Source organism: Glacieibacterium arshaanense, from assembly GCF_004681125.1.
Lineage (GTDB): Bacteria > Pseudomonadota > Alphaproteobacteria > Sphingomonadales > Sphingomonadaceae > Polymorphobacter_A > Polymorphobacter_A arshaanense.
Genome location: NZ_SIHO01000001.1, coordinates 24,563 through 49,327, shown reverse-complemented (window position 1 = coordinate 49,327; position 24,765 = coordinate 24,563). Strand labels below are relative to the sequence as shown.

Here is a 24,765-nt window from a genome sequence, read left to right as displayed (position 1 = left end):
ACGGGAGAGGTAAAATGCGGCAGATTCATTGGCAGCTTGGGGTCATCGTCGGCGCGTCGCTGGTGCTCGCGGCATGTACCGAAACCAAGCCCAAACCCGCAGTCGCGGCCGCACCACCGCCCACCGCCGGCACGCAGATGTGTGTGCGGCTAACCCAGATCCGCGAATCGCGTATCGTCAGCGACAGCGTCATCGATTTCGTCATGAACGACGGCAGTATCTATCGCAACACACTGCCCTTCCCGTGCCCCGGCCTCGCGCTCAACCGCGCCTTTGGCTATGAAACCAGCATCAACGACCTGTGCTCGGTCAACACCATCACCGTGATTGTTCAGGGTGGTGGCCCGGTGAAAGGCTCGGTCTGCGGCCTGGGCCAGTTCGTCCCCTACACCCCGCCCCCTAAGGCCACGCCGGTCCCGCGCTGATGATGCTGGCGCTTGCAGCCAAGAGTTGCTAAGCCCCGCCACCAATCGGCACCCGTAGCTCAGCTGGATAGAGCGCTGCCCTCCGAAGGCAGAGGCCACAGGTTCGAATCCTGTCGGGTGCACCATAAATCCCTCTATGGAGAGGGCCCGCTCGAGGTGGAATACAGAAAATTGCTAGTGTATCGAGGCAATTTGCGGAGCCACTGCGGAGCCAAGATGCCTCGCTAGAATCGCGGTGACTCGCCTTGCCGCTCGTTGCAATTCAAGCTTCAAAGCTGGTCTAGAAACTCGGAGGCGACGAACCTAAAGCTGCCTGGCAGCTTCGCGCCCCATTCGCGACATTCAGTTGCATCCAGGTTATTCCCGAAAGCGGACAGTCCGCTTCTAAGGGCTTGTAGCTGCCTAGCCGGGTTCGCCGCCAAAGCGGTCGCAGAGCGCATCGATGAGTTGGCTGACGCCGGCGTCGGCAAGCCGGTAGTGGATGGCGGTACCCTCGCGGCGCGTCGTCACGAGGCCGCCTTCGCGCAGGCGCGCCAAGTGCTGTGATACGCTCGATTGCGACTGGCCGAGGTGTTCGACGAGATCGCCCACCGGGGCCTCGCCCTGAGTCAGCCGGCACAGCAGCAGCAGCCGCTGTTCATTGGCGAGCAGCTTGAGCGTCGCCGCAGCAACGGTCGCGCGCGCGGCAAGTGCCTCGATGCTGGTAGCACTCAGGTTCATCGGGTCGCGGCCTTTCCGTCATCGCGCAGCACCACATAGATGGCCGGAATAACCAGCACCGTCAGCAATGTCGACGAGGCGAGGCCGAACAGCAGCGAGATCGCTAGCCCCTGGAAAATCGGGTCGGTCAGGATCACGGCGGCGCCGATCATCGCTGCAGCCGCCGTCAGCACGATCGGCTTGAAGCGGATGCGCCCGGCTTCGACCAGCGTGTCGCGCAACGGCTTGCCGGGGGCTGCGGTGTGGCGGATGAAATCGACCAGCAGGATCGAGTTGCGCACGATGATCCCCGACAGCGCGATGAAGCCGATCATCGAGGTCGCGGTGAACGGCGCCGAAAACAGGATATGGCCGATGACGATGCCGACCAGCGTCAGCGGCACCGGGGTCAGGATGACCAGCGGCAGCTTGAAGCTGCGGAACTGCGCCACCACCAGCACGTAGATGCCGAGCAACGCCACCATGAACGCCGCGCCCATGTCGCGGAACGTCACCCAGGTGATTTCCCATTCGCCGTCCCAGAGCAGGCTGGTCACCGATTCGTCGTCTGGCTGGCCGGCAAAGCGGATGACCGGCTTGGTCAGCCCCTTGGCGGCCCAGTCGACAGTGTCGATGGCGCGGTTGACGGCGAGCACGCCGTAGATCGGCGCTTCATATTCGCCCGCCAGTTCGGCGGTGACCATGTCGGCGGCGCGGCCGTCGCGGCGGAACAGGGTGTGGCTGCCGGCTTCGTGACGCGCTTCGACCAGCGTGCCGAGTTCGACGAGCTGCGGGCTACCGCCGTCGCGTGTCACCGCGACCGGCGTGCTGGCGAGCGTGCTCGACCAGCTGCGTGCCGATTGCGGCAGCGCGATGGTGATCGGCAGCGGCGTCCGGCTGTCGCCGCGCGGCGCATAGCCGATGGTGCGGTTGCCGAGCAGCGCGCCGATCGAATCGTGCAGCTCGCGCTCGGACAGGTTGTAGTAATCGAGCCGCGCGCGGTCGGGCACCAGCCGCAACCGCGGACGCGTCTGGCCGCTGCTGACATCGACATCGACGATGAACGGAATCGAGCGGAAGACCTTGGCGACTTCATCGGCGGTAGCGCGGCGGGTCTTTTCATTGGGGCCGTAGATTTCGGCGAGCAAGGTTGCCAGCACCGGCGGGCCGGGTGGCGTTTCGACGACCTTGATCGACGCACCTTCGGGCAGCTTGAGCGCCTTGAGCTGTTCGCGCAGGTCGAGCGCGATGTTGTGACTGGCGCGGTCGCGTTCGTCCTTGGGCAGCAGCGTCACCATGACGTCGCCCATTTCGGGGCGGTTGCGCAGGAAATAATGGCGTACCAGACCGTTGAAGTTAAACGGCGCCGAGGTGCCGGCATAGGCCTCCATCGACACCGCCTCGGGCAATTTGCGCACGACCGCTGCGACTGCATCGAGCGTGCGTTCGGTCACCTCGAGACTGGTGCCTTCGGGCATATCGACGACGACCTGGACTTCGGACTTGTTGTCGAACGGCAGCAGCTTGACCGTCACCGCCTTGAAATAGAACATCGAGCCCGCGACCAGCGTCGCGACGCCGACGGCGATCAGAAAGTTGCGCGCGCTGCTGCGGCTGTCGATGACGCGGTGCGCGACGCGGGCATAGAGTGCGCCGAGCTTGCCGCCGCTGGCGTCTTCGTGGCCGTGGGCGCTTTCACCTGTCAGAGCCTTGTGCGCAAAGCGGATCATCAGCCACGGCGCGAAGATTACCGCGACGAAGAACGAGAAGATCATCGCTGCCGAGGCGTTGACCGGAATCGGCGCCATATACGGCCCCATCAGCCCGCCGACGAACAGCATCGGCAACAGCGCCGCGACCACCGTCAGCGTGGCGACGACAGTGGGATTGCCGACTTCGGCGACGGCTTCGATGGCGGCCTGCGTGCGCGTGCGGTCATCGGGCATCGCCCAGTGGCGCGCGATGTTTTCGATAATGACGATGGCATCATCGACCAGAATGCCGATCGAGAAAATCAGCGCGAACAGGCTGACGCGGTTGATCGTGTAGCCCATCAGGTTGGAGGCAAACATCGTTAGCAGGATCGTCGTCGGGATGACGACTGCGGTGACCGCGGCCTCGCGCCAGCCGATGGCAAAGCCGATCAGCACGACAATCGACACCGTCGCCAGCCCGAGGTGGTAGAGCAGTTCATTGGCCTTTTCGTTTGCCGAGGCGCCGTAGTTGCGCGTGACCGACACCTCGACCCCGGCGGGGATCAGGCTGCCCTTGAGCGCCTCGACACGCGCCAGCAGCGCGTCGGATACCACCACGGCGTTCGCCCCGGCGCGCTTGGCGACCGCGATGCTGACAGCGGGCGCGCTATGCCACCCGTCGTCGGCGCGCGCCCAGCGCCACGCCCGCGCCTGGTCCTCGCGCGGGCCTTGGCTGACGGTGGCGACATCGCGCAAATAGACCGGCGCACCGGTCACCGAACGCACCGTCAACTGGCCGACTTCGGTGGAGCTGCCAAGCGTCTGCCCCGAGGTCACGGCGACAGCCTGGCCGCCGTCGCGAATGCTGCCGGCCGGGAAGGCGCGGTTGGCCTGGCTTGCCGCCTCGATGATGCTGCCCAGCGGCACCCGATGTTGCGCCAGCCGCGCCGGGTCGGGCGCAATGCGGATTTCATCGGGCCGCCCGCCGGTCAGGAAGGTCAGCCCGACATTGTCGACCTTGGCGATTTCGGTACGCAGCTTGACCGCGAGTTCGTACAGCGCGGCATCGGTCCATTGCCCCGCAGCACCGGGTTTGGGCGACAAGGTCAGCACCACCATCGGCACATCGTTGATGCCGCGCACGGTGACCTTGGGATCGGGGATGCCGACGGGGATGCGGTCCCAGTTGGCGCGCAATTTCTCCTCGATGCGCGTTGCCGCCGCTTCGGGGTTCGAGCCGACGAGGAAGCGCGCGGTGACCATCACACCGTCGTCTTCGGCCTGGGTGTAGACGTGCTCGACACCGTCGACGCTCTTGACGATGGTCTCGAGCGGGATGCCGACGAGCTCGACGGCGTCCGCTGCCGCCAGCCCCGGCGCCATCACCTGAATGTCGACCATCGGCACGCTGATCTGCGGCTCCTCCTCGCGCGGGATCGACATCAATGCCAGCAGGCCGATGGCGATTGCCGCGAGCAGCAGCAGCGGCGTCAGCGGTGAATTGATCGTCGCGCGCGTCAAATTACCCGATATGCCGAGCTTCACTTCGGGCTTCACTTTGCGGGACCCTTGGCAATCAACGTGTCGCCGGGAGCAACACCTGACAGCAATTCGACCATCGCGGTGTCGGCGACGGCGGCGGTCTGCACCGGCACCGCGCTGACCTGCTTGTCGGCGCCCAGGACCGTCACATAATCAATGCCGAAGCGCGTTTCGACAAAGCGCCGCGGCACCACCAGCGCCTGGCGTTCGCCGACCGCGATCGAGGCATTGACGCGGCGCCCGACGAAGCGTTCGGACAGGCCGGAAAACTGCGCGTCGGCGGTGACGCGACCGGCGTTGATCGCCGGATAGACCTGCACGACATGCCCGGTGCGCGACACATTGGGCAGATCGCTGTCGGTCAATGTGACGGGCGCGCCGGTACGCAATTGCCCGGCGAGCGATTCGGGGAGTTCGAGCCGCACCACCGGCGGTCCGGCGGTGATGGTGGCGACCGACATGCCCGGTGCGACGACCGAGCCGGCGGGGACATCGGCGCGCAGCACGCGACCGCTCGCGGGCGCCAGTACGGCGCCCTGGCTAGCGATACTGGCGCTGGCCCCGGCTTGCGCGCGCGCGGCGGCAACGCGGGCATCGGCAGCACGCGCGCCCGCAACGGCGGTGTCGAGCCGCGCCTTGGCATAGACCTTGTTGCGGTAGAGATCGTCGATGCGGACGAGCTCGGCGCGGGCGCGGGCTGCTTCGGCCTCGGCGGCGGCCAGCTGCGCCGATGCGGCACTGGTTTCATAGCCCAGCCGCGCATCGACGACGCTGGCAATGTGCTGGCCCTTGGTGACAGTATCGCCGGCGCGCACATCGAGGCTGGCGAGCGTGCCGGGAATGCGCACGCGCGCTTCGGCCTGGTCGCGCGTCGTGACTTCGGCGCCGACGGCCTTCATGTCGGCGACGGTGGCCAGCCCCAGCTTGAGCTGCGTGCCCGCCGGTGCTGCAGCAGGGGCAGCGGGCGGGGCCGATTTTTCGCCGCATGCCCCGAGCGCCAGCAGCGCGGCGAGGACAAGGCCGGTCGATTGCAGCTTGCGCATGGTCATCTGCCCCTGGGGAAACATGCTAGCGGTTGCCGTGCACGGTCGGCAGGCCGGCGGATTTCCACGCAGCCAGCCCGCCCGCGAGGTGGGTGTCGATGGCCGCGCGGGCGTCCTTGCAGCGCCCCAGCGCCATCGCCGAGCGCTTGCCGCCTGCGCATTGCAACACCATGGTTTGCGCGCCGGCGTCGGGCAGCAGCGCCGGGTCGAAGCGCGACAGCGGCAGGTTGGTCGCACCGGCAATATGTTCGGCGGCAAATTCGTCGGGCTCGCGGACGTCGATGACGATCGCAGTATCCGCCGCGAGCAGCGCCTGCAGTTGCGTGGCGCTAATTTCGTTGATGTTGGCAGCTTTGCCGAATCCGAACATGTGCCGTCTCCTTGGGCGTGCAGCGCGCAGCATCGGACTGCCGATATCCACGCATCATTTTGATGCTTGTATATATCATGTAAGTCTTATATTTAGTCAAGCATGTTCCAACCGGCAGCAATCGCCGGTCCTTTTCGGGGAGACAGTGGATGCCACGGCCAAAAATAATCGTGCTGGGTGCGGGCCTGGGTGGCACCATCGCCGCCTATGAGATCAACCACGCGGTCAAGGGTCGCGCCGACGTCATGGTCATCGCTGAAAGCGAGACCTATTCATTCATCCCGTCAAATCCCTGGGTCGCAGTGCGCTGGCGCGAACCCGAAGCCATCCAGATCCATTTGCCGCCGGTGTTTGCCAAGAAGAAGATCGCCTTCACATCTGTTGGCGCCAAGCGCGTGCATCCGACCGAAAAGCGCATCGAACTCAACGACGGCACGACCGTCAATTACGATTATCTTGTAATTGCCACTGGCCCCGACCTGGCGTTCGACGAAATCCCGGGTTTCGGCCCGGCGGCGAATACCGTTTCTGTCTGCCAGACCGCGCATGCGGTCGCCGCCGCCGATGCCTTCGACCGCTTTGTCGAAAACCCCGGCCCGATCGTCGTCGGCGCCGCGCAAGGCGCGTCGTGCTACGGCCCGGCGTATGAATTCGCGCTGATCCTTGATACCGAACTGCGCCGCCGCAAGATCCGCGACAAGGTGCCGATGACCTTCGTCACTGCCGAGCCCTATGTCGGCCATCTTGGCCTCGACGGCGTCGGCGACACCAAGGGCCTGCTCGAAAGCGCGCTGCGCGAGCGGCACATCAAATGGGTGACCAACGCGCGCGTCACCAGCGTCGAGCCCAACCTGATGCACGTCGAGGAGATCGCCGAGGGCGGTGCCGTGGTCAAAACGCACGACTTGCCGTTCAACTATGCAATGCTGCTGCCGGCGTTCCGCGGCGTGCCGGCGGTGTTCGGCATCGAGGGGCTTACCAATCCGCGCGGCTTTATCATCGTCGACAAGCACCAGCGCAACCCCAAGTTCCCTGACGTCTTCGCGCTTGGCGTCTGCGTCGCGATTGCCCCCACTGGTCCGACGCCGGTGCCCGTTGGCGTTCCCAAGACCGGCTTCATGATCGAAAGCATGGTCAGCGCCATCGCCGCCAATCTCGACGCAATCCTCGATGGCCGCGAACCGACCGCCGAAGCGAGCTGGAACGCCATCTGCCTCGCCGATTTCGGCGACGAGGGCATCGCCTTCATCGCGCAGCCGCAGATTCCGCCGCGCAACGTCAACTGGTCGTCGCAGGGCAAATGGGTCCACCTCGCCAAGATCGGCTTCGAAAAATACTTCCTGCGCAAGATCCGCAAAGGCGAAAGCGAACCCTTCTACGAGAAGCTCGCGCTCGACCTCATCGGTGTCCACAAACTTAAGCCCTGAACCGAAAGGAATACGCCATGACGCTTGATCGCGCTGTTCTGATGTTTGCCGGATTTGTCGTGCTGCTCGGCATCGCGCTTTCGCTGCTGGTCCACCCCTGGTGGCTGGCGCTGAGCGCCTTTGCCGGCTTCAACCTGATCCAGTCGAGCGTCACCGGCTTCTGCCCGGCGGCCATTGTGTTCCGCAAGCTCGGCGCCAAGCCCGGCGTCGCGTTCAAATGAAGCTGCGCCGCCTCATCTTGCTGTCGACACTGGCGCTGGCGCTGGCAATGCCAGCGCAGGCGGTGACACTTGACGAGGCGATTGCTGCGGCACTGGCGCACGCCCCCGCGGTGGCCGCCGCCGATGCCGACCATGATGCTGCGACCGCGCGACTAACACAGGCGCAGGCCGGCAACCGCCCGACGGCATCGGTGCGCGCCTCGGTCGGCTACGGCTATCTCGACACGATGAACTTCTTCGGCATGCCCGGCGCCACGGTGACGCCGATTGCCGCGCAGGCGAGCATCGAGCAGCCGCTGTTCACCGGAGGCCGCGTCAGTGCCGCCAACGACCGCGCCCGCGCCGGCATCGCCGCGACCGAGGCCGGGCGCACCGCCGCACGCGCCGAACTCGCGGCCGATGTTGCCGCCGCCTATGGCGCGGTGCTGACCAGCGACATCGTCATTTCGCTTTATGAACATCTGGTCACGCAGACCGCCGAAATTACCCGCCAGGCGCAACAGAAATTCCGTGTCGGCGAAAGCCCCAGCACCGAGGTGTCGCAGGCGCAGGCGCGCCATGCCGAAGCGCTCGGCGCGCTGGCACAGGCCCGTGGCGCACGTGCGGCGGCTGGCGCGCATTACCGCAACCTCGTCGGCGTCGATCCCGTCGGCTTGACGGCGCTGCCCGCCGGCCCTACCGCGCCGGCGACGCTCGATGCCGCCGTCGATATCGCGGCGAAGAACAGCCCGGCGGTGATGCAGGCGCAAGCCGCATTGGCTGCCGCACAGGCCGCCGCGCGCGGTGCCAAGGCCGACCGGCTGCCGACCGTCGGTGCCTTTGCCGAAGCCTCGGCGATCCGTGACGAATTCTTCCCCGACTATCGCGCCAACGCCGCTACGGTCGGCCTGCGCGCCAACTGGCAGTTCTACAACGGCGGCCGCACAGAAGGCCGCGTTGCCGAAACCAATGCCGATGTCCGGGCCGCCGAAGAACGCCTGCGCAGCGCCCGCGCGCAGATCGAGGAGGCGGTCATCGCCGCCTGGTCGGGGGTTCAGGCGACGGCACTGATGGCCAGTGCCGCCGCCGATCAGGCACGCGCCGCCGATGCCTCGCTCGCCAGCGTGCGCCACGAAGTCCGCGTCGGACTCAAGCCGCAGCTCGACCTGCTCGATGCCGAGCGCGAGGCCATCGCCGCCGCCAGCAACGCCGCACAGGCGCGCGCCAATCGCACCGTCATCGCCTACCGGCTGGGCGCGTTGCTCGGCACTTATTGAATCACCCCGCAGCAAAGGACTACGCTATGTTCAAGACCAATATCGGCAGCATCGACCGCATCCTGCGCATCGTGGCGGGCCTTGTGCTCATCGCGTTGGTGTTCGTTGGCCCGAAGACCCCGTGGGGCTGGATCGGCGTCGTGCCGCTGCTGACCGGGCTGATGAGCAGCTGCCCGATCTACAGCATCTTCGGCATCAGCAGCCGCGGCCGCTAACCTCAAGCAACGGAGCATTCCCATGGTCGAAGACTGGGTCGCCCTGATCGGCGACATGAACGGCGCTGTCCGCAACCTGCGCCAGGCCGCGCCCGATGTGATGAAGTCATTTTCGGAGATGGCGCGCGCCGCGCACGGCGCCAAGGCGCTCGATGCGCAGACGCGCGAGCTGGTGGCGCTGGCGATCAGCGTCGCGGTGCGCTGCGACCCGTGCATCGCCTATCACGCCAAAGCCGCCGTCAAGCACGGCGCCTCGCGCGAAGAGATTTCGGAAACGCTGGCCATGGCGGTCTATATGGGTGCCGGCCCGTCGGTGATGTACGCGGCGAAGGCGCTTGAAGCTGTCGACCAGATGAGCGCCGGGCAAGCTTCAACCAGTTGAATTTGCGATTCATGCGTTCGCTGACAAGCCCGCGATTGAAAATCCAGGTGACGACTATGCATGGCGCTTTGCGGTACTTGCTGAAATTTGGGCCGTTCAAAGCGGCTTTGCCAGCACCCACAATGCGTTGGCAATGTCATCTACTTGTGCTCTGACGCCCAACTCCTTCCATTCCTCTGCCTGCCCCATCTGCGAATGATTCGGTAATGTGCTGTGGCCACAATGGGCTGGGAAGGCGACAGGCGGGTTTTGGCAGCAGATAACGAGCAAGTGGACATTTGTTAGCTGGCTGCATCGAGCGATTTTTTCATCTGCTGGACTATTGAAATAATTGTCTACCGCCGTTTGGCCAACGTATGCCGTTAGCCAATGAAAAGGGGCGGCCGTTTCCAACCGCCCCTCACGTCTCGAAGTAGGGTCGTTAGGCAGCGGCGAGCGCAGCCCCTCGCCGCCGCAGCGCACCGCCAACCATGCCGAAACCGGCGATCATTAGCGCCCAGTTCGCCGGCTCTGGCACCGCGCTGCTCACTGAATAGACTGCGTCGCTGCTGAAATTGGCATAAGCGTACTCAATCTCGGTGCCGACCGAATAGTCGTAAGTAAGCCACTGCACAGAGCCTTGGCGGAGCGTGGTGGCGACCGGTCCGAAATTTTGGTCGAGCGACGCAGGCGCACCGGGGGGATTACCGATTAAAACAACAGAATTGTCCTGGTAGGTTATCCCATCATCGAAATAGTAACTAGCGTCATGCCGCACTTCTGGGCTTGTCGATGTACGAATAACGCCCCTATAGCCGGTCTGTACTGACTTGGTGACACCGTTGATCGTGATTGTGGCCGCGATCACCGGGGACCCGCCGGGCGAACCAACGCCGGTCCCGCCAAAGCTGGAGTCATAGGTGACGCCGTCAGTGGCCTGAACTGCACCCAGCGTCTTGTCATAGGTGAAATTGGCGACCCAACTGTAGCCGGTGAGGTCGGTGTCCGGTGCCGCGAACACGCCGGTCTGGTCATAGCCATTGGTGATAATGCCGCTATAGGTCGCGATCTTGACGACTGCAGCGGCGGGCATTGCGGCGAGCAATCCAGCGGCTGCGACCGCAACGGTGAGCGTACGAAGCTGGTTCATGGTCTTATCCCCCTGCTTGCAGGCACCCCCCCTTGAGGCAACCCGCGCCTTTGAAAGGTAAAAGAACTCAAGCAACATTCATACCAAACCAGCGCAACTGAAGAAATAGTTATTGTGCGGCCACTTGAGCGCGCGCGCTCTACGCGCCCGGTTGCGAAAGTGCAGCATTTTCTGACAGTTTGTCCGCCAATCACAGGACGGTTCAGGCGGCGGCGACTATCCGCGACTGCCGCCGCGCAGTGCGTCGAATCGGGATGCCGACCATGTCGAAGCCAGCAACCATCAGCGCTCATCTCGCCGGTTCGGGAACGGTGTCTCCGTTTAACTCAAGGAATTCTGACCGCTTTCACGCCGCGCAAATCTTATTCCCAACGTTTTATTTGGGGTCGTTAGCCGCCAGGCCGGTTTGGCGGATACCTATGGCAGCTATCCCGGTACGATCGCCCGAAACCGGACGGACCGCTTCCGGCCCCAAACCGGTCAAAATAGCGGCTAGTCCAGAACGCGCCCCATTCCCGAAGTTCAAAATCGAACGCGCTAAGCCCGGAAACTGCCGCTCGCAGAAGCAAGATGGTGACTGGCTTTGAATAGCCGGGCCTGGGACAGAGCTGCCATTAACCACGGCTGCAGGGAACGACAGCTTCCGACCCCTGGGCGATCGTGATCTATGCATTGACCCATTTACGCATACTAAGACGGTCGTCGACGATACGTCCTCCCAGCCTTTCGTAAAACTCAATGCCGCGGTGATTTTGGCGTTTGACGTGCCAGTCAATGCGACAGACACCTTGCTCTCCGGCTTGGTTCACAATCCAATCAAAGAGTGTCGCGCCAACCTTTTGCCCGCGCACTTGAGGCAATACGAAAAGCTCCTTCAGCTCTAATTGCAGCGAGTTTTTCGGGCGCAGATCGCTGATCGAAACGAAGCGGCCTACCGCCGCTAGGCCAATTGCCATGCCCTGTTGATTCCAGGCTACAGCAAGTCGATGGGGCGTTGTCGGATCTATTAAAATCCGCGCGTGAGACAGGACTGCATCCGGCTCCGGACTGGAAGCTCCACCTACGTCATGCAGATGTAATGCAGTCAGTAGGGGAATGAGAGCTGCTGCGTCATCTTGCTTTGCCCAAGAAATTCTCATCTGCACTCTACTGCGTCCCAGCGGCTACCAAAGACGCATAGCATAGCCAGAGCGGAAGTTTGATGCACGCTCCCCCTACCGAGTAGCGGTCATTCGGCGATGACCGGATGAACGGCCGATTCTGGATCGGAAGGCGTCATTCTCTTCCGGCGCCGGCGAACGGCAGCTATCCCTCCAGTGCGTCTGAAAACTGCCATTCCGGTATCGGCCCCAAACCGTTCGAAAAGCCGCCTAGCTGCGCCGCGCCTCTTATCGGCTTGTCGGATATCGCTGCAGGCGATCCAAAACCGGAAGTAATTCCATATTTTGGCACATGGGCAGGCGGGCGATCCAGTTCAAAGCAAGCTTGGGCACTACGCTATTCTTGCACGACCGAGGTAGCGCTCTGTGGCGCAGCGGTTTACGCGTGGCGCATGGACAGCACTTCTCTAACGACCCGAATGTTTCCGCGCGAGTTCGTGGTTTTTGTCGCCGCCGTGATGGCGGTCAACGCGCTGGGCGTCGACCTGATGCTGCCGGCGCTGGCCGATATCGGTAGCGAGCTTGCCTTATCCGCAGCCAACCATCGCCAATGGGTCATTACTGTTTACATGCTCGGGTTCAGCTTCGGGCAGCTGGTCTACGGTCCTTTGGCAGACCGCTACGGCCGTAAACCGGTGTTACTCGCCACTTTGTCTGGCTTCGTTGCGGCAAGCATCTTTGCCGCCAGCTCGACGACGTTTGAAGCACTGCTCTTGGCGCGCTTTCTGCAGGGATTGATGTCAGCCTCCACGCGCGTGCTGGCAGTGGCGATCGTCCGTGATCGCTATGTGGGGCGACAGATGGCGCGGACGCTTTCAGTGGCACAGATGATCTTTTTCATCGTGCCGATCATGGCGCCAACACTGGGGCAGTTGCTGTTGGCATTCGGGCCTTGGCGGATGATTTTCTACGCACTGGCGGCGTTTGCGGCGTTCGTGCTGGCCTGGACGCTTGTGCGCTTCCCGGAGACCCTGGCACCTGCAGACCGCCATCCGATCTCGATGGCGACGCTGAGTGCGTCTTACCGGCTGACGCTGACCAACCGGTTTTCGATCGGCTATGCGATTGCAAGTGCGCTGACGTTCGGCGGCATCATCGGTTTTGTGTCGTCGTCACAGCAGATTTTCGTCGATGAGTTTCACGCCGGCGAGAACTTCACGTGGCTGTTCGCCATCTGCGCGTTCTCGATGGGTTGTGCCTCGTTTGCCAACAGTCGCCTTGTTGTGCGCCTCGGGACGCGGTTGATCTCACAGACCGCAGTGTTCGCGCTGATTGGCCTGTCGTTGCTGCATCTGGCGATCATCGTCGGCGGCTGGGAGTCACTATGGACCTACATTCCGTTTCAGGCGCTCAGCATGGTCTGCATCGGCCTTTGTGGTGCCAACTTCGGCGCGATGGCGATGGAGCCGGTGGGCCACATTGCTGGCACCGCATCGTCGGTACAGGGGTTCATCAGCAGTGTCGGCGCGGTCATAGTCGGCTCGGCCATCGGCCAGTCATACAATGGCACGACGCTGCCGCTTGCCATCGGCTATCTTTGCATCGGTCTTACGGTCCTGACCGTCGTCTATGTTGTCGAGGGTGGGCAGTTGTTTCAGCCTCGGATGTCCCTCGACTGACAGGGTTAGGCCGGGAGCTTTCACAGATCGTGGCGCGAAGAGATTTGGCACCGCAGCCCAGAGGAACTAGTGTCAGCTTTCTCAATCTGGCGCCCAAATGCCGTCATTCCGGAATCGGCCCCGATCGCCTTCTCAACGCAGCATTGGTTTGTCGAGCATGTCCCAACCATAGGCGGCTGCGACGCGATCCACAATTTCGGATGCAGCGGGCAAGCCGCCATCGCCATTGGCCATGATGACAACGCCATAGCCTTTGGCAACGTGCGCCATCGCGAAGCTACGAAAACCCCAATTCGCGCCGTTGTGTTTGAAGTACCAGCCTTGACCTTCTTGTACGATTTCAAAGCCAACCGCATAGGGTCCAACGCCAACAGGCGTGACCATGTTTTGCATCGTTGCGCGGTCGAGGACCGTTGTTGATCGGCCAGCCAAGGTCTTCTGCACTTCAATCATGAAGAGCGCATAATCAGCTGCAGTGGTCCACAGGCCGGCGGCCGCCTGTTCGGGATATACACGCCAGCGCGGTCCCATGCTCTTGCCGTCAGGGCCATGCGCGCGAGCCGTGTAGCGCTGCATATCGGGCGGCAAAGGCTGTTCAAAGCTGGAATGCGTCATGCCGATTGGTGCCAGCACCCAATCCTGCATGATCGTTGCAAATGGCATTCCGGTTGCGTCCGTCAATGCCAGCTGCTCGATCTGGGCCGCACCACCCGAATATTGTGATGCTGTCAGCGCCGGGCGCACCAGCCTGACCGGACCAAGTGCCGACGGCTTCTTGCCATCGAGAATCTGTTGTTGCGTCGGCAATGGAGCACCGGGTTCATATCCCGGGAAGCCGAAGCCGTCGCCTGTACCGGACGTGTGGCTCATCAACATACGCGGCGTGACAGCAGCACCACTGCCAAAAGGGCTGTCAGGCAGTTTCCAGCTTTTCAGGATCGTATTCACATCCTGATCGAGCCCGAATTTTCCGATCTGCGTCGCCTTTAGGGAAGCCATTGCCGCAACGGGCTTGCTTAGCGAAGCTGCCTGGAACAGCGTGTCAGCGGTGATCGGCGCGCGCGTCTCAACATCAGCAACACCATATGATTTTGTCCACAGCACCTTGAAGTCATAAATGACTGCGATGCTGATACCCGGAACATGGAACCGTTCGAGAATCTGTTGGAGTGTTAAAGGGTCGGCTCCCTGGCGATTTGGAGATTGAGGGGCCTCGATGCGAGCAATCTGGTCGGCGATTGATTTAGCATTTGCCGGCGCACAGAATACAGCCAGTGCGACGAAAAACAGGCGGCTTGCCATGTGGCGGCGCATTGCTTGCTCCCCAGAACTCCGTCCAATCGGTAGCAAGAATGGTTGAAACAATCCAACAGTCTACATCCCATTCCCGGAATGGGGCAAAGATCCGCCGCACCGGTATCTGTTCGATGAAAGGCGGCTTTCGGCGCAAGCAGACACTCGCGAACTCAATGACGAACGTCTGTATCTGGGTCGGAAGCGGCCTAGACTGCGGGTAGCCGGGCGACGGCAGCTATCTTCAATCGCCGCTCCGCAAGCTGTCAGACAGCTAACGGCCCCAATCCGGTCAAAAATCAGACCAGCCGTAACGCGCTCCATTCCGGCCGTTCGTGTCATTTTGGTGAAGCCTTAAAGCGGACGGGCGGCTTCAACGCAAAGCAGCTTGTGTTCGGCGATGTCGCTGCCCGCTTCACCAATGGCCTAGGGTTGGGTGTGAGGTCCTCACTACAGCCTTTATACTTCCGCCAGCGATTGTTTCAGCCCGACGAATCTCTCAATTCATCCTGCGCCTGCCTGATCAGTGGCCCGAACTCGCGATGCGCATCCTCAACCGTGAGGAAGTCCTCGTCTGGGCATTCGACGAGTTCAACCGTCGGGGCGGGATAGACGCGTTCGCCGATCATGCGCCCCTTAGCATCATAGGGCCAGATCATGCAGACCCAGCGCTGTTCAATGTACTTCTTGCCCAGCTGGGCGCCAGCAGCGCCGCGCGCCATGGCCTGCTCGCCGGTCAGGTAGGTGTTGTACAGCGCCTCGGAAGCAAAACCCCAGTCGTCTATCACCAACTCCTCATGGTCGAGTATCATCACGGTCGTGTCGGTCTCGACAAGGCCTTTGTAGAAGCTCTGCACCTGCTCCCGGCCGTCCAGCTCGATCAGTCCTTGGGGCGATGCGACGCGATAGAACGGGTGGTCCACGGTCATGTCCGGCGCGAAAATCTCTTCCCAGCGGCCAGATACTTCCAGCATGGCATGGAGCCGGTAGTTGGCGGCGATCTTGCGGTGCAGCGGGTTGGTTAGCCGGGTCAGCGCCTTGTCGGCAGCTGAGATGAGATGCTTGATGTCTCTTTTCATGGTTCGCTCCTTTGGCGGGTAGTCTGTTCAGCCGAACTGACGAATGGGATCGGCCCCGTCCCAGTTGATCGCAGCTTCGCGGATGAAGGCGTATGCTGCGGCGACATCGGGCAGGAGCTCGCTCACTTCGATGAGTGGATCGCATGGGGCCGGTGAGCGGAAATAGGTGTACCGAACGCCGTTGGAGAGCGCGCCCGCGACTTCGACAGCGAGGCCGCGTTGCCGGGCGGCGCCGATCATCGCATCATAGTCCGCAGTCCAGACCGAGGTGTGATGCAGGCCGCCGCCGCGCTGGCGCAGGAACTGGTGCCAGGTTGCCGGGCCATCGCCTTGCGGTTCGATCAGCTCGATCTGAATGTCGCCCCAGTTGCCCAAAGCGATGCGCATCTTCGGCTCGTCGGCAGGGGTGTCGCCGATGTGAAAGCTAGTATGCGGCGGTTGCCCGATCATGAAGAACGGGCCGGCACCGACCACTTCGGTCCAGTATTTTAGGGCAGCCTCAAGCGAGGGCACCACAACCCCATGCTGGGTTGGTGGGCCAAAGAACCGGCTCATGTATCGCCTCCTGTCTCAATCCTGCGCATGATGAATTTCTGGACCTTGCCGGAGGGTGTCATCGGCAGTTCGGAAACGAAACGGACGCGTGCGGGCACCTTGTAGTGTGCGATGACGCCGCGACAGTGGGCCAGGATATCGGCTTCGCTGGGTGTCTCCCCAGCGGCCACAATGATCCAAGCGACCACGATCTCGCCGAACTTTTCATCCGGAACGCCGATCACGGCGACATCCTGCACCGCCGGGTGGGTATAGAGGTGCTCTTCGATCTCGCGCGGGCTGATATTCTCGCCGCCGCGGATGATCATGTCCTTGGATCGCCCGGTGATGGCCACATAACCCTCGGCATCCATTGTCGCGAGATCGCCGGAATGCATGAACCCGTCGACATCGATCGCGCGCCGGGTTGCTTCGGGATCGTTCCAGTATCCCGCCATGACCGAATAACCGCGCGTGCACAGCTCGCCCTGGACCCCGCGCGGCACGATCTCGCCCGCCTGGTCAACGATCTTGATCTCGATATGCGGCAGCACCCGGCCTACGCTGGCGATCCGGGCCTCGAAGGGATCATCGGGCAGGGTCTGCGTGCTCACCGGGCTGGTCTCGGTCATGCCGTAGGCGATCGTCACCTCGCGCATGTTCATGCGGTCCTGCACACGGCGCATGACTTCGACCGGGCAGTTCGATCCGGCCATGATGCCGCCGCGTAGCGATGAGAGGTCGCAGGCCGTGTGATCGAGCACGTCGAGCATGGCGATGAACATGGTCGGCACGCCGTAGCAATAGGTGCAGCTATCGTCGGCAATCGCGCGCAGTGTCGCCTCGGCGCTGAAGGCGCTGGCGGGGTAGACCATGGCGGCCCCGTGGGTGAGGCAGGCGAGATTGCCCATGACCATGCCGAAGCAGTGGAACAGCGGCACCGGGATGCACACCCGGTCTCCCGCCCCGATCCCGGCATTGCGACCGACCGCATCGCCGTTGTTCAGGATATTGCGGTGCGAGAGCGTGACGCCCTTGGGCCGCCCGGTGGTGCCGCTGGTAAACTGGATGTTGACCGGGTCTTCCGGCTGTCCGTCCGGGCCTTCGAATACCGTACCCGCAGGGGCGAACAATGCTTCGAAGGCAAGCCAGCCCGGTGGCGGCGGCGCATCCAGCATGACCCGGAATTGGAGGGCCGGGGCTTCGACCGCGGCCAGCTCGGCTGCATAGTCGATCGTCTTGAAGCCCGCCGCGCTCACCAGCATCCGCGCGCCGGAAAGCGCCAGCACATGCGCCAGTTCGGACCGGCGATAGGCGGTGTTGAAGGTCACGAAGACCAGCCCGGCGCGGGCCGTCGCGAATTGCAGCAGGGTCCAGGCTGCCGAAGTGGGCGCCCAGATCGCCACGCGGTCGCCCGGCACCAGCCCTTGCGCCAGCAATCCTGCCGCCAGCCGATCGACTTGCGCATCGAGTTCGCGCCAGCTCAGCCGCAGGCCTTCCGCGCAGGAAACCAGCGCACAGGCATCGCCCCACTCTGCGGCTGCGCGGCGCAGTGCCGCGCCGATAGTGATCTCCAGCAGCGGCGGCGTGGTTGCCCCGATCGCGTGCGAAATCTGACTGGTCGTCGCTGCGCCGGGCATTGGGAAAGCAGAAGGCGAGGACATGCCTAGTGCGCCTCTGCTTCAAAACTGCGCAGCCCGGGTGCAAGTCTGCGGCGCATGGCGCGCGCCGGGCGGAGATGCGCGGCGAGGAAGCGCCCTGCGACTGTCGCGTCGGCAAAGCCCAGCCGGTAGGCCAGTTCGGTCAGCTGGGGGCGTGGCTCGCTGGAAAAATAGTCTTCCGCCACGCGCTTGCGTACCGCGAGCACGATGTCGGCAAAGCTGCGTCCCTGTTCGCCCAGCCGCCGCTGCAGTGTCCGGCGGCTCTGTGTAAGCACTTGCGCAACATGGTCGAGGCTGGCCGTGCCGCCGGGCAGGTTGGCCAGCACCGCCTGCTCGACCTGCTCGACCAGACCGCTCGGCCGGCTGAGTGCCATCCGTTCGAGCTGCGCCTCAAGATAGGCCAGCATCGAGGGATTGGCATTGGGCTGCAGGCGGTCCATGTCTTCCTGGCGGATGACCAGCGCATTGCGCAGCGCGCCATACTCGATTGGACAGGCAAAGAAATTGCGACGAAAGCGCTCGATGCGCGGCGGTGCAAAGTCCAGTTCAAGCCGCAAGGGCGCCCAATGTTCGCCAAACATCATGCGCGCGAGGTGCACATCAAGCGCCAGTGTCGCCTCAATGAACTGTCGGCTGCCAAACCGTGCCGGAACCGCCGTGAAATGGCACAGCGACACTTCATCGACCTCGCGCTCCACTGCCGCGCCCAGCGCCTGATTTTCGAGGTGCAGGTAGCGACTGGCGACGCGCACGACTTCACCAAAGGTCGGGCAATGGTCCCATAGCAAGCTCAGCGGACCGAACCCGCGCGGGTTGCTCCAGGCGGCGAAGGCAATCCCAAGATCCGGTCGTTCGCCCACCGCTGCGCAGACTTCCAGCACATCGACCACCACATGGGCGGGCACGGTATCCAGCTCGGCCGCGCGCTTCACCCAACCGGCCATCTCGGCGTCGAGACAAGCGTCAAGATCGAGGCCGGTCGTCTCGGCGTAGCGCACAAACTGGCGCAGTGTGCCGGCATGGGCCTGCGGCAATGCACTGGATGGAATGGCACTGTTCACGATGACCTACGCCCCTTTGCAACCGATGGCATTCACGCGCAGTGAGGTCAGGCGGCGCAGGACCCGCCGTCAACGATCAGTTCTGTACCCGTGACAAAGGCGGCATCGTCCGACGCGAGATAGGCGCAGGCCGCCGCAATGTCTTCCGCGCGCCCCGCCCGTTTCATCGGCGTGACCATTCCGGCCAGCAGATCAGGGCTGAGCGGCTCGGGCCCGACTGGCGAGCGGCGCTGATCATCGGTGGTCGCACGGAAGATCGGTGTATCGATGATTCCGGGATGGACGGAGTTGACGCGGATGTTGTCGCCCGCATCGGCACAGTCGAGGGCCACGGCCTTGGAAAAGAACCGCACTCCGCCCTTTGCGGCGCAATACGCAGACAGGGTGCGCTGGCCGGTGATCCCTGCCATCGACGACATATTGATGATCGATCCGCCACCGCTCTGCCGCATCGCCGGGATTGCCGCACGTGTGCCAAGGAACACGCTGTCGAGATCGACCGATATGCAGCGCTTCCATTGGGCGAAGCTGAGATTGGTCACCACACCGAACATCGAGATGCCGGCATTGTTCACCAGAATGTCGAGCCGCCCCCATGTTGCCAGCGCCAGCGCGATGATTTCCTCCCAGCGTGCTTCGTCGGTGACATCCTGCTGCGCAAACACAGCTTTGGCGCCGATCGAAGCCGCCACCGCCTCGCCTTCCTCGCTGATGTCGGTGAGCAGGACACTGGCGCCCTCGGCAGCAAACCGCCGCGCAGTCGCCTCACCAATACCAGCGGCTGCGCCGGTCACGATTGCCACCTTGCCATCTAATCTGTCCATGTCTGTGCTCCTCCAAGTGGGCGCCCGCTTTCTGCTGAGGGGACGTCACCGATCTCTTGAATTGCAGCATACACACACAGCCGGCACAGAAACTGATAAATTGCGCCAAAAAACAGACATTGGGCGCCAAGGTATACATTTTTCGCAAATGGCGCGACTTGTCAGCTTTTTGGCGCCGAGCGCCCTGAACGCGTCAGCTACATTTCGCGTCATGTTTCGCGATCATCATGCGGCCCAGGCGGATCGCAGTCTGCGTCACTCTCAGGCGTCTTCGAGCAACATTGCGGCCGCCTTCTCGCCGATCATCACTGCAGGTGCGTTGGTGTTACCCGACACGATCGTCGGCATGATTGAGGCATCGGCAACGCGCAGGCCGCGGACACCGCGCACGCGCAGCCGCTCATCGACCACAGCATCGGGGTGCGGACCCATCATGCAGGTGCCGACGGGGTGATACATCGTGCCGCCATGCGTACGGACAAAATGTTCGAGCTGTGCGTCGTCGTCGATATCTACATTGTCGGCCGGAGCCAGCCGCCGCACGACAAGATCGCGGATCATCGGCGTGGCATAGAGCTTGCCGATCAGCCGCAGCGCCGACATCAGCGCGTCGAGATCATCGCGGTGCGTCAGATAATTGGCGTGGATCGCCGGAGCATCGGCGGGGTTGGCCGATTTGAGTCGGATCTGGCCGCGTGACTTGGGCCGTAGATAGGCGACTGACGCCGACCACGCCGGGAACTTGTGCTTGCCGGGCGTGCCGCTCACCATCGCCTCTGTCGAGAACGCACGGAAGCCGATCTGCGTGTCGGGGGTGTCGGCACCGGGCAGCGACTTGCAGAAGATATAGGCGCTGCTCGCCCCGGTCGTCAGCAGTCCCTTGCCGCTTAGGTAATATCGCAGGATGTGCGGCAACAGACGCGTACCGCTGGTTTCGCCGTTGAAGCTGTAGCCAGGACGCACTTCGTGCACCCAATGGACGTACATGTGGTCCTGCAGGTTCTGGCCGACCATCGGTGCATCGACAATCGGCGTGATGCCATGATCGCGCAGATGTTCCGCCGGCCCGATTCCCGACAGCATCAGCGTCTGCGGCGAGTTGACCGTGCCGGCGCACAAGATAATCTCGCCGGATGCGTCGATGCGCATTGGGACATCGTTGTGGCGCAGTTCGACGCCGACGGCGCGTCCATCCTCGATGACGATCCGGTCAACCATGGCGTTGGTCATGATCTTCAGGTTCGACCGGTTGCGAACGGGCTTCAGATAGGCGGTTGCGGTGCTGTGGCGCCGGCCGCGGCCGTCGATGCTGTGGTCGATCCAGCCGATGCCTTCCTGCACAGGGCCGTTGAAGTCAGGGTTATAGGCCAGTCCGGCGGCGATGCCGGCATCGATGAATGCTTTGGTAGCGCGGTGGATCGAGCTACCTTCGGGCTGGCGGTGCGCGGTGTTGGTCACGCGCAGCCCGTCGCCGTCGCCGTGCAGATCGTCGGCGCCGCCCCAGTAATTCTCGCTCTTGCGGAAGAACGGCAATACATCGTCCCATGCCCAGCCACGGTTGCCGGCCTGCGCCCAATGGTCATAGTCGGCGGGCTGGCCGCGGACATAGGCCATGCCATTGACCGCGCTGCAACCGCCCAGCGTCCGGCCGCGCGGCCAGAACACCTGCAGTCCGCCGAGCTCGGGCTCGGGCTCGGTCATATAGGGCCACAGCACATCAGGGTTGAGGAACAGCCGCTGCATTCCCGCCGGGATATGGATCCACATGTTGCGGTCTTCGGGGCCCGCCTCAAGCAGCAGCACGCGGTATTTCGGGTCGGCCGACAGTCGGTTCGCGACCACGCAGCCGGCCGAGCCGGCACCGATCACGATATAGTCATAGGAGTCGCCCAACGCCGCATCCCCAGGTCATTTGCCTTGTCGTTGCCGGAAGAGTTGCGCGTTCGGCCGCGATCGACAATCCGCGGCACGGTGGGCGCGGCCATTATCACAAATGTGATTGGGGCTGCCTAGCCCGGCATGTGCTGCACGATGAACGCCGCGACTGCCGCATCGAATGCGTCGGCGCGGTCGAGGTTGATCGAATGGCCGCCGTCGACATCGGCAATCTCGACCCCGGGGATTTCGGTCGCGGCCAGCGTGCGGAACGGCTGAAATGCGTCTTCGCGCATGCCGTTGACGAGCAATGTCGGGACGGCGGTGCGGCCAATATCGGCGGCAACCGACAGGCCGGGCACGGTCGCGCGCAGCGCATTGGCAATTGCCGAAGGCTGAAGCAGCGCGGCATCATCGACCATCTCCTGCCAGACTACCGGCGGCAGGCGCTTTGATGGCCGCGGGTAATAGGGCATCGCCCGCAGCGCCGCGACATCGCCCGCGTCGAGCGCCGCGAGCTGGTCGGCGGGCCCCTGGCTCATCGGTGGCGACAATGCAGAGACCGAATTGGTGAAGATCTGCCCGGTGACGCGCGCGGGATGCGTCAGCGCATAGCGCAATGTCAGTCCGGCGCCGAAGGATTGGCCGCAGATGAACCACGCCGCTGTCTCTAGCCGTTCGCGCAGCACCTCGAAGCGCGCGACATAAGCGTCGACCTGATAAGTTGCGGGATCGGTCGGCGCCCCCGAACGGCCATGCCCGAGCAGTTCTATCGTGACCGGAGTGCAAACCTGCGACAGCGCCGCGAGGTTGGGTCGCCATTGACCACGATTCGACAGGAAGCCGTGGACCAGCAGCAGATAGGGGAGCTGGCCGTCGCCATGGACGTCGACATGCATGCCATCGATGACGAAGTTCATACCCGCACCGCTTCTGCGCACGCCGCCAGCAGGTTCGACAGGTCGGGTGCACGGTCGAGGTCGCGACACAGGGCGATGATCCTGTCGGGCGTACCTGCGGCGAGGCTGTCGTTGCCGAGGCTGCGAAACTTGCGCTCGATCCGCTGTTGCTGGGCTGCAAGGTCGCGCACCGGTTGGGTGACATCGGCGGTGTGCGACAGTTTGCGGCCATCCGAAAGCCGGACATGGACGGTTGACGCGATTGTCGGCGCGCAGGGCTCTACCTGCGTCCGCGCGCACAGCGCTGCGAGGTCGGGTCGCGCAGCGGTCGTGTCCGAATAGAGCGCCTCGTCGAATGTATCTTCGCCCAGCAGTGCCATCGCGCAGGTCATCCGCAGCGAAAACTTGCACTCGAGCCCCGTGCGCGGGGCTTCGATGTTACACACCCCCATATGCATCGGCTGAACCTCGACGGTCACGGCTTCGATATCGGCAGTGCTGAACGGTGTGCCGTCGCGCAGCGCGGCGGCGGCTTCGATGGTGTTGTGTGTCAGGTAGCAGGCAGCATGATATTTGAAGAGCACATCGACCACCCACGGCAGTGCGCGCGGCGCCAGTGCGGCCCCGCGGTCGACGCTGGTCGATTGCGTTGCGGCAAACCCTTGCGCCGAGCCGAGAATGTCGGTGTCGCTGGTAAAGCCGCGCCGCGCCAGCCGCGCCGCGAGCACACCGTTCTGCGCGGCACGCCCGGCATGCAGCGGCTTCGACATTGTGCCAAACACGCTCTTGAGCCCCGCAGCCTGCGTGCCGGCGATACCGAACGCATGACACATCTGCGCTTCGTCGAGGTCGAGCAAATGCCCGGCAGCGGCCGCCGCGCCGAAGCAGCCGAAGGTCGCGGTGCCGTGCCAGCCCTTGGCATAGTGCGACGGACCGAGCAGGTTGGCGACACGGCATTCGGCCTCAAGCCCGGCAATGAACGCGGCAACGACCTTGGCACCCGACGCGCCGGTCACTTCGCCCAGCGCGATCACCGCGGGTGCCACTGGCGCGGTCGGATGGCCCATCGCGGTAATGACATCATCATAGTCGAGCGCATGGCCGGCGGCGCCGTTGATAAGCACGGCATCGAGCAGCGACGCGGGGCGGTCGCGGACCAACACGCTGCACGCGCCGTCCGCGCCGTCGAGTTCATCGCATAGCATCTCGACAAGCGGTTCGTGGCGCGCGGCCAGGGTCACGCCCAGCCAGTCGAGCAGGCACTGTTTGGCAACCGTCACCGCTTCAGGCGCGGGAGGCGCGGTACGCATCGCGATCAGCTGGCGCACCAGCGCGCAGGTCACATCGGGAACCTGAAGGTCGGTCATTGCTTCACCCCTGTGATATTGCCAGCGCATGGCGAAACATGGTCGCGCGGTCGCAGCGAGCGCGTGTATGATGGCCGCAGCCAACGACGGAATCCAGCATGATCGACCTCGCCAAAATCCGCGCCATCGATGTCCATACCCATGCTGAGGCATCGTGCCATGATCCCGAGGATCCCGTCATGGGGCAATATTTCGATGCCGCCAGCGCCTATTTCAAAGTCGACCGCCGGCGCCCAACGATCCCCGAAACCATCGCCTATTACCGCGAGCGCAACATCGCATTCGTGATGTTCACGATCGACATGGAAGCTGGGATGGGGGTCAAGCGCATCCGCAACGAGGAGGTCGCCGAAGCCGCGCGCGCCAATAGCGACATCATGATCCCGTTCGCCTCGATCGACCCGCACAAGGGTAAGTTCGGTGCCCGCGAAGCCCGGCAGTTGATCGAGGAATTCGGCGTCCGCGGCTTCAAGTTCCACCCGCCGATGCAGGATTTCAACCCGTCCGACCGCATCGCCTATCCGCTGTACGAGGTCATCGCCGAATATGGATTGCCGGCGATATTCCACACCGGCCATTCCGGGCTGGGATCGGGGATGCGCGGCGGCGGTGGCATCCGCCTCAAATACGGCCAGCCGATCCTGGTCGACGATGTCGCGGTCGATTTCCCCGACATGAAGATCATCCTCGCGCACCCGAGCTGGCCGTGGACCGACGAAAGCCTGTCGATGGCGCAGCATAAGGAAAACGTCTTCATCGACCTTTCGGGCTGGTCGCCGAAGTATTTTCCGCCGCAGGTCATTCAGTACGCTAACACCCAGTTGCGCACCAAGATGCTGTTCGGCTCGGACTTTCCGCTGATTACCCCGGACAAATGGATCGAGGCAGCGCAGAAGGCCGGCTTCCGCGAGGATGTCTTGCCGCTGATCCTCAAGGACAACGCCGCGCGCGTGCTGGGTTTGGCCGCCTAGCACGTCTGCGCCAGTCGCT

23 protein-coding genes and 1 tRNA gene are annotated in these 24,765 nt (G+C 63.4%); 9 read left to right on the top strand and 15 right to left on the bottom strand.

Annotation, left to right across the window (positions count from 1 at the left end; all coding sequences use genetic code 11):
• The first annotated feature begins 14 nt into the window (after window positions 1-14).
• A complete protein-coding gene (locus tag EUV02_RS00225) occupies window positions 15-425 on the top strand; it encodes a hypothetical protein (protein WP_135244237.1) in 411 nt (136 codons plus the stop codon).
• Window positions 426-473: 48 nt separating this feature from the next.
• Window positions 474-550, top strand: a tRNA-Arg gene (locus tag EUV02_RS00220).
• Between the two features lie 277 nt (window positions 551-827).
• Here EUV02_RS00220 and EUV02_RS00215 read toward each other — a convergent pair.
• Genes EUV02_RS00215 through EUV02_RS00200 form a run of 4 tightly spaced genes read right to left on the bottom strand, consistent with a single transcriptional unit; the run spans window position 828 to window position 5,773 of the window.
• A complete protein-coding gene (locus EUV02_RS00215; protein ID WP_135244236.1) occupies window positions 828-1,145 on the bottom strand; it encodes an ArsR/SmtB family transcription factor in 318 nt (105 codons plus the stop codon).
• Window positions 1,142-4,363, bottom strand: coding sequence for an efflux RND transporter permease subunit (locus EUV02_RS00210; protein ID WP_135245302.1), 3,222 nt, complete (start codon window positions 4,361-4,363; stop codon window positions 1,142-1,144). The genes EUV02_RS00215 and EUV02_RS00210 overlap by 4 nt, the downstream gene beginning before the upstream one ends.
• Before the next feature lie 8 nt (window positions 4,364-4,371).
• Window positions 4,372-5,409 carry an efflux RND transporter periplasmic adaptor subunit gene (locus EUV02_RS00205; protein WP_243445717.1) on the bottom strand — a complete coding sequence of 346 codons (1,038 nt, stop codon included), beginning with the start codon at window positions 5,407-5,409 and terminating at the stop codon, window positions 4,372-4,374.
• 19 nt (window positions 5,410-5,428) lie between these two features.
• Window positions 5,429-5,773, bottom strand: a complete 345-nt coding sequence (locus tag EUV02_RS00200) for a rhodanese-like domain-containing protein (RefSeq protein ID WP_135244234.1) — start codon at window positions 5,771-5,773, stop codon at window positions 5,429-5,431.
• Window positions 5,774-5,922: 149 nt separating this feature from the next.
• Between EUV02_RS00200 and EUV02_RS00195 the strand changes: the two genes are divergently transcribed.
• Genes EUV02_RS00195 through EUV02_RS00175 form a run of 5 tightly spaced genes read left to right on the top strand, consistent with a single transcriptional unit; the run spans window position 5,923 to window position 9,274 of the window.
• Window positions 5,923-7,200: an NAD(P)/FAD-dependent oxidoreductase gene (locus tag EUV02_RS00195; protein WP_135244233.1), complete on the top strand. Its 1,278-nt coding sequence runs from the start codon at window positions 5,923-5,925 to the stop codon at window positions 7,198-7,200.
• A gap of 17 nt (window positions 7,201-7,217) precedes the next feature.
• Window positions 7,218-7,421, top strand: coding sequence for a YgaP family membrane protein (locus EUV02_RS00190; protein ID WP_135244232.1), 204 nt, complete (start codon window positions 7,218-7,220; stop codon window positions 7,419-7,421).
• On the top strand, window positions 7,418-8,677 hold the full coding sequence (locus tag EUV02_RS00185) for a TolC family protein (protein ID WP_135244231.1): 1,260 nt from the start codon (window positions 7,418-7,420) through the stop codon (window positions 8,675-8,677). Before EUV02_RS00190 ends, EUV02_RS00185 begins: the two co-directional genes overlap by 4 nt.
• A gap of 26 nt (window positions 8,678-8,703) precedes the next feature.
• Complete coding sequence (locus EUV02_RS00180) at window positions 8,704-8,892, top strand: YgaP family membrane protein (RefSeq protein WP_135244230.1); 189 nt, start codon at window positions 8,704-8,706, stop codon at window positions 8,890-8,892.
• 22 nt (window positions 8,893-8,914) lie between these two features.
• Window positions 8,915-9,274 (top strand): carboxymuconolactone decarboxylase family protein, encoded by a 360-nt coding sequence (locus tag EUV02_RS00175; protein ID WP_135244229.1) that lies wholly within the window; start codon window positions 8,915-8,917, stop codon window positions 9,272-9,274.
• 421 nt (window positions 9,275-9,695) lie between these two features.
• Here the strand turns inward: EUV02_RS00175 and EUV02_RS00170 are convergent, their stop codons facing one another.
• Together EUV02_RS00170 and EUV02_RS00165 are read right to left on the bottom strand one after the other, a co-directional pair.
• Window positions 9,696-10,403: a PEPxxWA-CTERM sorting domain-containing protein gene (locus EUV02_RS00170; protein ID WP_243445716.1), complete on the bottom strand. Its 708-nt coding sequence runs from the start codon at window positions 10,401-10,403 to the stop codon at window positions 9,696-9,698.
• A 665-nt stretch (window positions 10,404-11,068) separates the two neighbouring features.
• On the bottom strand, window positions 11,069-11,542 hold the full coding sequence (locus EUV02_RS00165; protein ID WP_243445786.1) for a GNAT family N-acetyltransferase: 474 nt from the start codon (window positions 11,540-11,542) through the stop codon (window positions 11,069-11,071).
• A gap of 440 nt (window positions 11,543-11,982) precedes the next feature.
• On the opposite strand from EUV02_RS00165, the gene EUV02_RS00160 reads away from it, so the two are divergent.
• On the top strand, window positions 11,983-13,182 hold the full coding sequence (locus EUV02_RS00160) for a multidrug effflux MFS transporter (RefSeq protein ID WP_135245300.1): 1,200 nt from the start codon (window positions 11,983-11,985) through the stop codon (window positions 13,180-13,182).
• Window positions 13,183-13,314: 132 nt separating this feature from the next.
• Here EUV02_RS00160 and EUV02_RS00155 read toward each other — a convergent pair whose 3' ends face one another.
• From EUV02_RS00155 to EUV02_RS00115, 9 genes are all read right to left on the bottom strand, one after another.
• Entirely contained in the window at window positions 13,315-14,496 is a 1,182-nt protein-coding gene (locus tag EUV02_RS00155; protein WP_243445715.1) for a serine hydrolase domain-containing protein, read from the bottom strand.
• A 461-nt stretch (window positions 14,497-14,957) separates the two neighbouring features.
• On the bottom strand, window positions 14,958-15,554 hold the full coding sequence (locus EUV02_RS00150; protein WP_207790070.1) for a hypothetical protein: 597 nt from the start codon (window positions 15,552-15,554) through the stop codon (window positions 14,958-14,960).
• A 27-nt stretch (window positions 15,555-15,581) separates the two neighbouring features.
• Window positions 15,582-16,109: a VOC family protein gene (locus EUV02_RS00145; protein ID WP_135244227.1), complete on the bottom strand. Its 528-nt coding sequence runs from the start codon at window positions 16,107-16,109 to the stop codon at window positions 15,582-15,584.
• Complete coding sequence (locus tag EUV02_RS00140) at window positions 16,106-17,752, bottom strand: AMP-binding protein (RefSeq protein WP_243445714.1); 1,647 nt, start codon at window positions 17,750-17,752, stop codon at window positions 16,106-16,108. Before EUV02_RS00140 ends, EUV02_RS00145 begins: the two co-directional genes overlap by 4 nt.
• A 2-nt stretch (window positions 17,753-17,754) precedes the next feature.
• Window positions 17,755-18,810 (bottom strand): AraC family transcriptional regulator, encoded by a 1,056-nt coding sequence (locus EUV02_RS00135; RefSeq protein WP_135244226.1) that lies wholly within the window; start codon window positions 18,808-18,810, stop codon window positions 17,755-17,757.
• A gap of 47 nt (window positions 18,811-18,857) precedes the next feature.
• Window positions 18,858-19,634, bottom strand: coding sequence for a glucose 1-dehydrogenase (locus EUV02_RS00130; protein ID WP_135244225.1), 777 nt, complete (start codon window positions 19,632-19,634; stop codon window positions 18,858-18,860).
• A gap of 261 nt (window positions 19,635-19,895) precedes the next feature.
• Window positions 19,896-21,527, bottom strand: coding sequence for a GMC family oxidoreductase (locus EUV02_RS00125; RefSeq protein ID WP_135244224.1), 1,632 nt, complete (start codon window positions 21,525-21,527; stop codon window positions 19,896-19,898).
• Between the two features lie 116 nt (window positions 21,528-21,643).
• Window positions 21,644-22,429, bottom strand: coding sequence for an alpha/beta fold hydrolase (locus EUV02_RS00120; protein ID WP_135244223.1), 786 nt, complete (start codon window positions 22,427-22,429; stop codon window positions 21,644-21,646).
• On the bottom strand, window positions 22,426-23,775 hold the full coding sequence (locus EUV02_RS00115; protein WP_166430436.1) for an MmgE/PrpD family protein: 1,350 nt from the start codon (window positions 23,773-23,775) through the stop codon (window positions 22,426-22,428). The genes EUV02_RS00120 and EUV02_RS00115 overlap by 4 nt, the downstream gene beginning before the upstream one ends.
• A gap of 98 nt (window positions 23,776-23,873) precedes the next feature.
• Here EUV02_RS00115 and EUV02_RS00110 point away from each other — a divergent pair, with 98 nt between their 5' ends.
• Window positions 23,874-24,746 carry an amidohydrolase family protein gene (locus tag EUV02_RS00110; protein ID WP_207790069.1) on the top strand — a complete coding sequence of 291 codons (873 nt, stop codon included), beginning with the start codon at window positions 23,874-23,876 and terminating at the stop codon, window positions 24,744-24,746.
• Window positions 24,747-24,765: the final 19 nt, after the last annotated feature.

What these genes read in the sequence shown, in the direction of transcription:
- EUV02_RS00225 (WP_135244237.1), top strand. Translation starts at nt 15, where the DNA reads ATGCGGCAGATTCATTGGCAGCTTGGGGTCATCGTCGGCGCGTCGCTG.
- EUV02_RS00215 (WP_135244236.1), bottom strand. Translation starts at nt 1,145, where the DNA reads ATGAACCTGAGTGCTACCAGCATCGAGGCACTTGCCGCGCGCGCGACC.
- EUV02_RS00205 (WP_243445717.1), bottom strand. Translation starts at nt 5,409, where the DNA reads ATGACCATGCGCAAGCTGCAATCGACCGGCCTTGTCCTCGCCGCGCTG.
- EUV02_RS00200 (WP_135244234.1), bottom strand. Translation starts at nt 5,773, where the DNA reads ATGTTCGGATTCGGCAAAGCTGCCAACATCAACGAAATTAGCGCCACG.
- EUV02_RS00195 (WP_135244233.1), top strand. Translation starts at nt 5,923, where the DNA reads ATGCCACGGCCAAAAATAATCGTGCTGGGTGCGGGCCTGGGTGGCACC.
- EUV02_RS00190 (WP_135244232.1), top strand. Translation starts at nt 7,218, where the DNA reads ATGACGCTTGATCGCGCTGTTCTGATGTTTGCCGGATTTGTCGTGCTG.
- EUV02_RS00185 (WP_135244231.1), top strand. Translation starts at nt 7,418, where the DNA reads ATGAAGCTGCGCCGCCTCATCTTGCTGTCGACACTGGCGCTGGCGCTG.
- EUV02_RS00180 (WP_135244230.1), top strand. Translation starts at nt 8,704, where the DNA reads ATGTTCAAGACCAATATCGGCAGCATCGACCGCATCCTGCGCATCGTG.
- EUV02_RS00175 (WP_135244229.1), top strand. Translation starts at nt 8,915, where the DNA reads ATGGTCGAAGACTGGGTCGCCCTGATCGGCGACATGAACGGCGCTGTC.
- EUV02_RS00170 (WP_243445716.1), bottom strand. Translation starts at nt 10,403, where the DNA reads ATGAACCAGCTTCGTACGCTCACCGTTGCGGTCGCAGCCGCTGGATTG.
- EUV02_RS00165 (WP_243445786.1), bottom strand. Translation starts at nt 11,542, where the DNA reads ATGAGAATTTCTTGGGCAAAGCAAGATGACGCAGCAGCTCTCATTCCC.
- EUV02_RS00160 (WP_135245300.1), top strand. Translation starts at nt 11,983, where the DNA reads ATGTTTCCGCGCGAGTTCGTGGTTTTTGTCGCCGCCGTGATGGCGGTC.
- EUV02_RS00155 (WP_243445715.1), bottom strand. Translation starts at nt 14,496, where the DNA reads ATGCGCCGCCACATGGCAAGCCGCCTGTTTTTCGTCGCACTGGCTGTA.
- EUV02_RS00150 (WP_207790070.1), bottom strand. Translation starts at nt 15,554, where the DNA reads ATGAAAAGAGACATCAAGCATCTCATCTCAGCTGCCGACAAGGCGCTG.
- EUV02_RS00145 (WP_135244227.1), bottom strand. Translation starts at nt 16,109, where the DNA reads ATGAGCCGGTTCTTTGGCCCACCAACCCAGCATGGGGTTGTGGTGCCC.
- EUV02_RS00140 (WP_243445714.1), bottom strand. Translation starts at nt 17,752, where the DNA reads ATGTCCTCGCCTTCTGCTTTCCCAATGCCCGGCGCAGCGACGACCAGT.
- EUV02_RS00130 (WP_135244225.1), bottom strand. Translation starts at nt 19,634, where the DNA reads ATGGACAGATTAGATGGCAAGGTGGCAATCGTGACCGGCGCAGCCGCT.
- EUV02_RS00120 (WP_135244223.1), bottom strand. Translation starts at nt 22,429, where the DNA reads ATGAACTTCGTCATCGATGGCATGCATGTCGACGTCCATGGCGACGGC.
- EUV02_RS00115 (WP_166430436.1), bottom strand. Translation starts at nt 23,775, where the DNA reads ATGACCGACCTTCAGGTTCCCGATGTGACCTGCGCGCTGGTGCGCCAG.
- EUV02_RS00110 (WP_207790069.1), top strand. Translation starts at nt 23,874, where the DNA reads ATGATCGACCTCGCCAAAATCCGCGCCATCGATGTCCATACCCATGCT.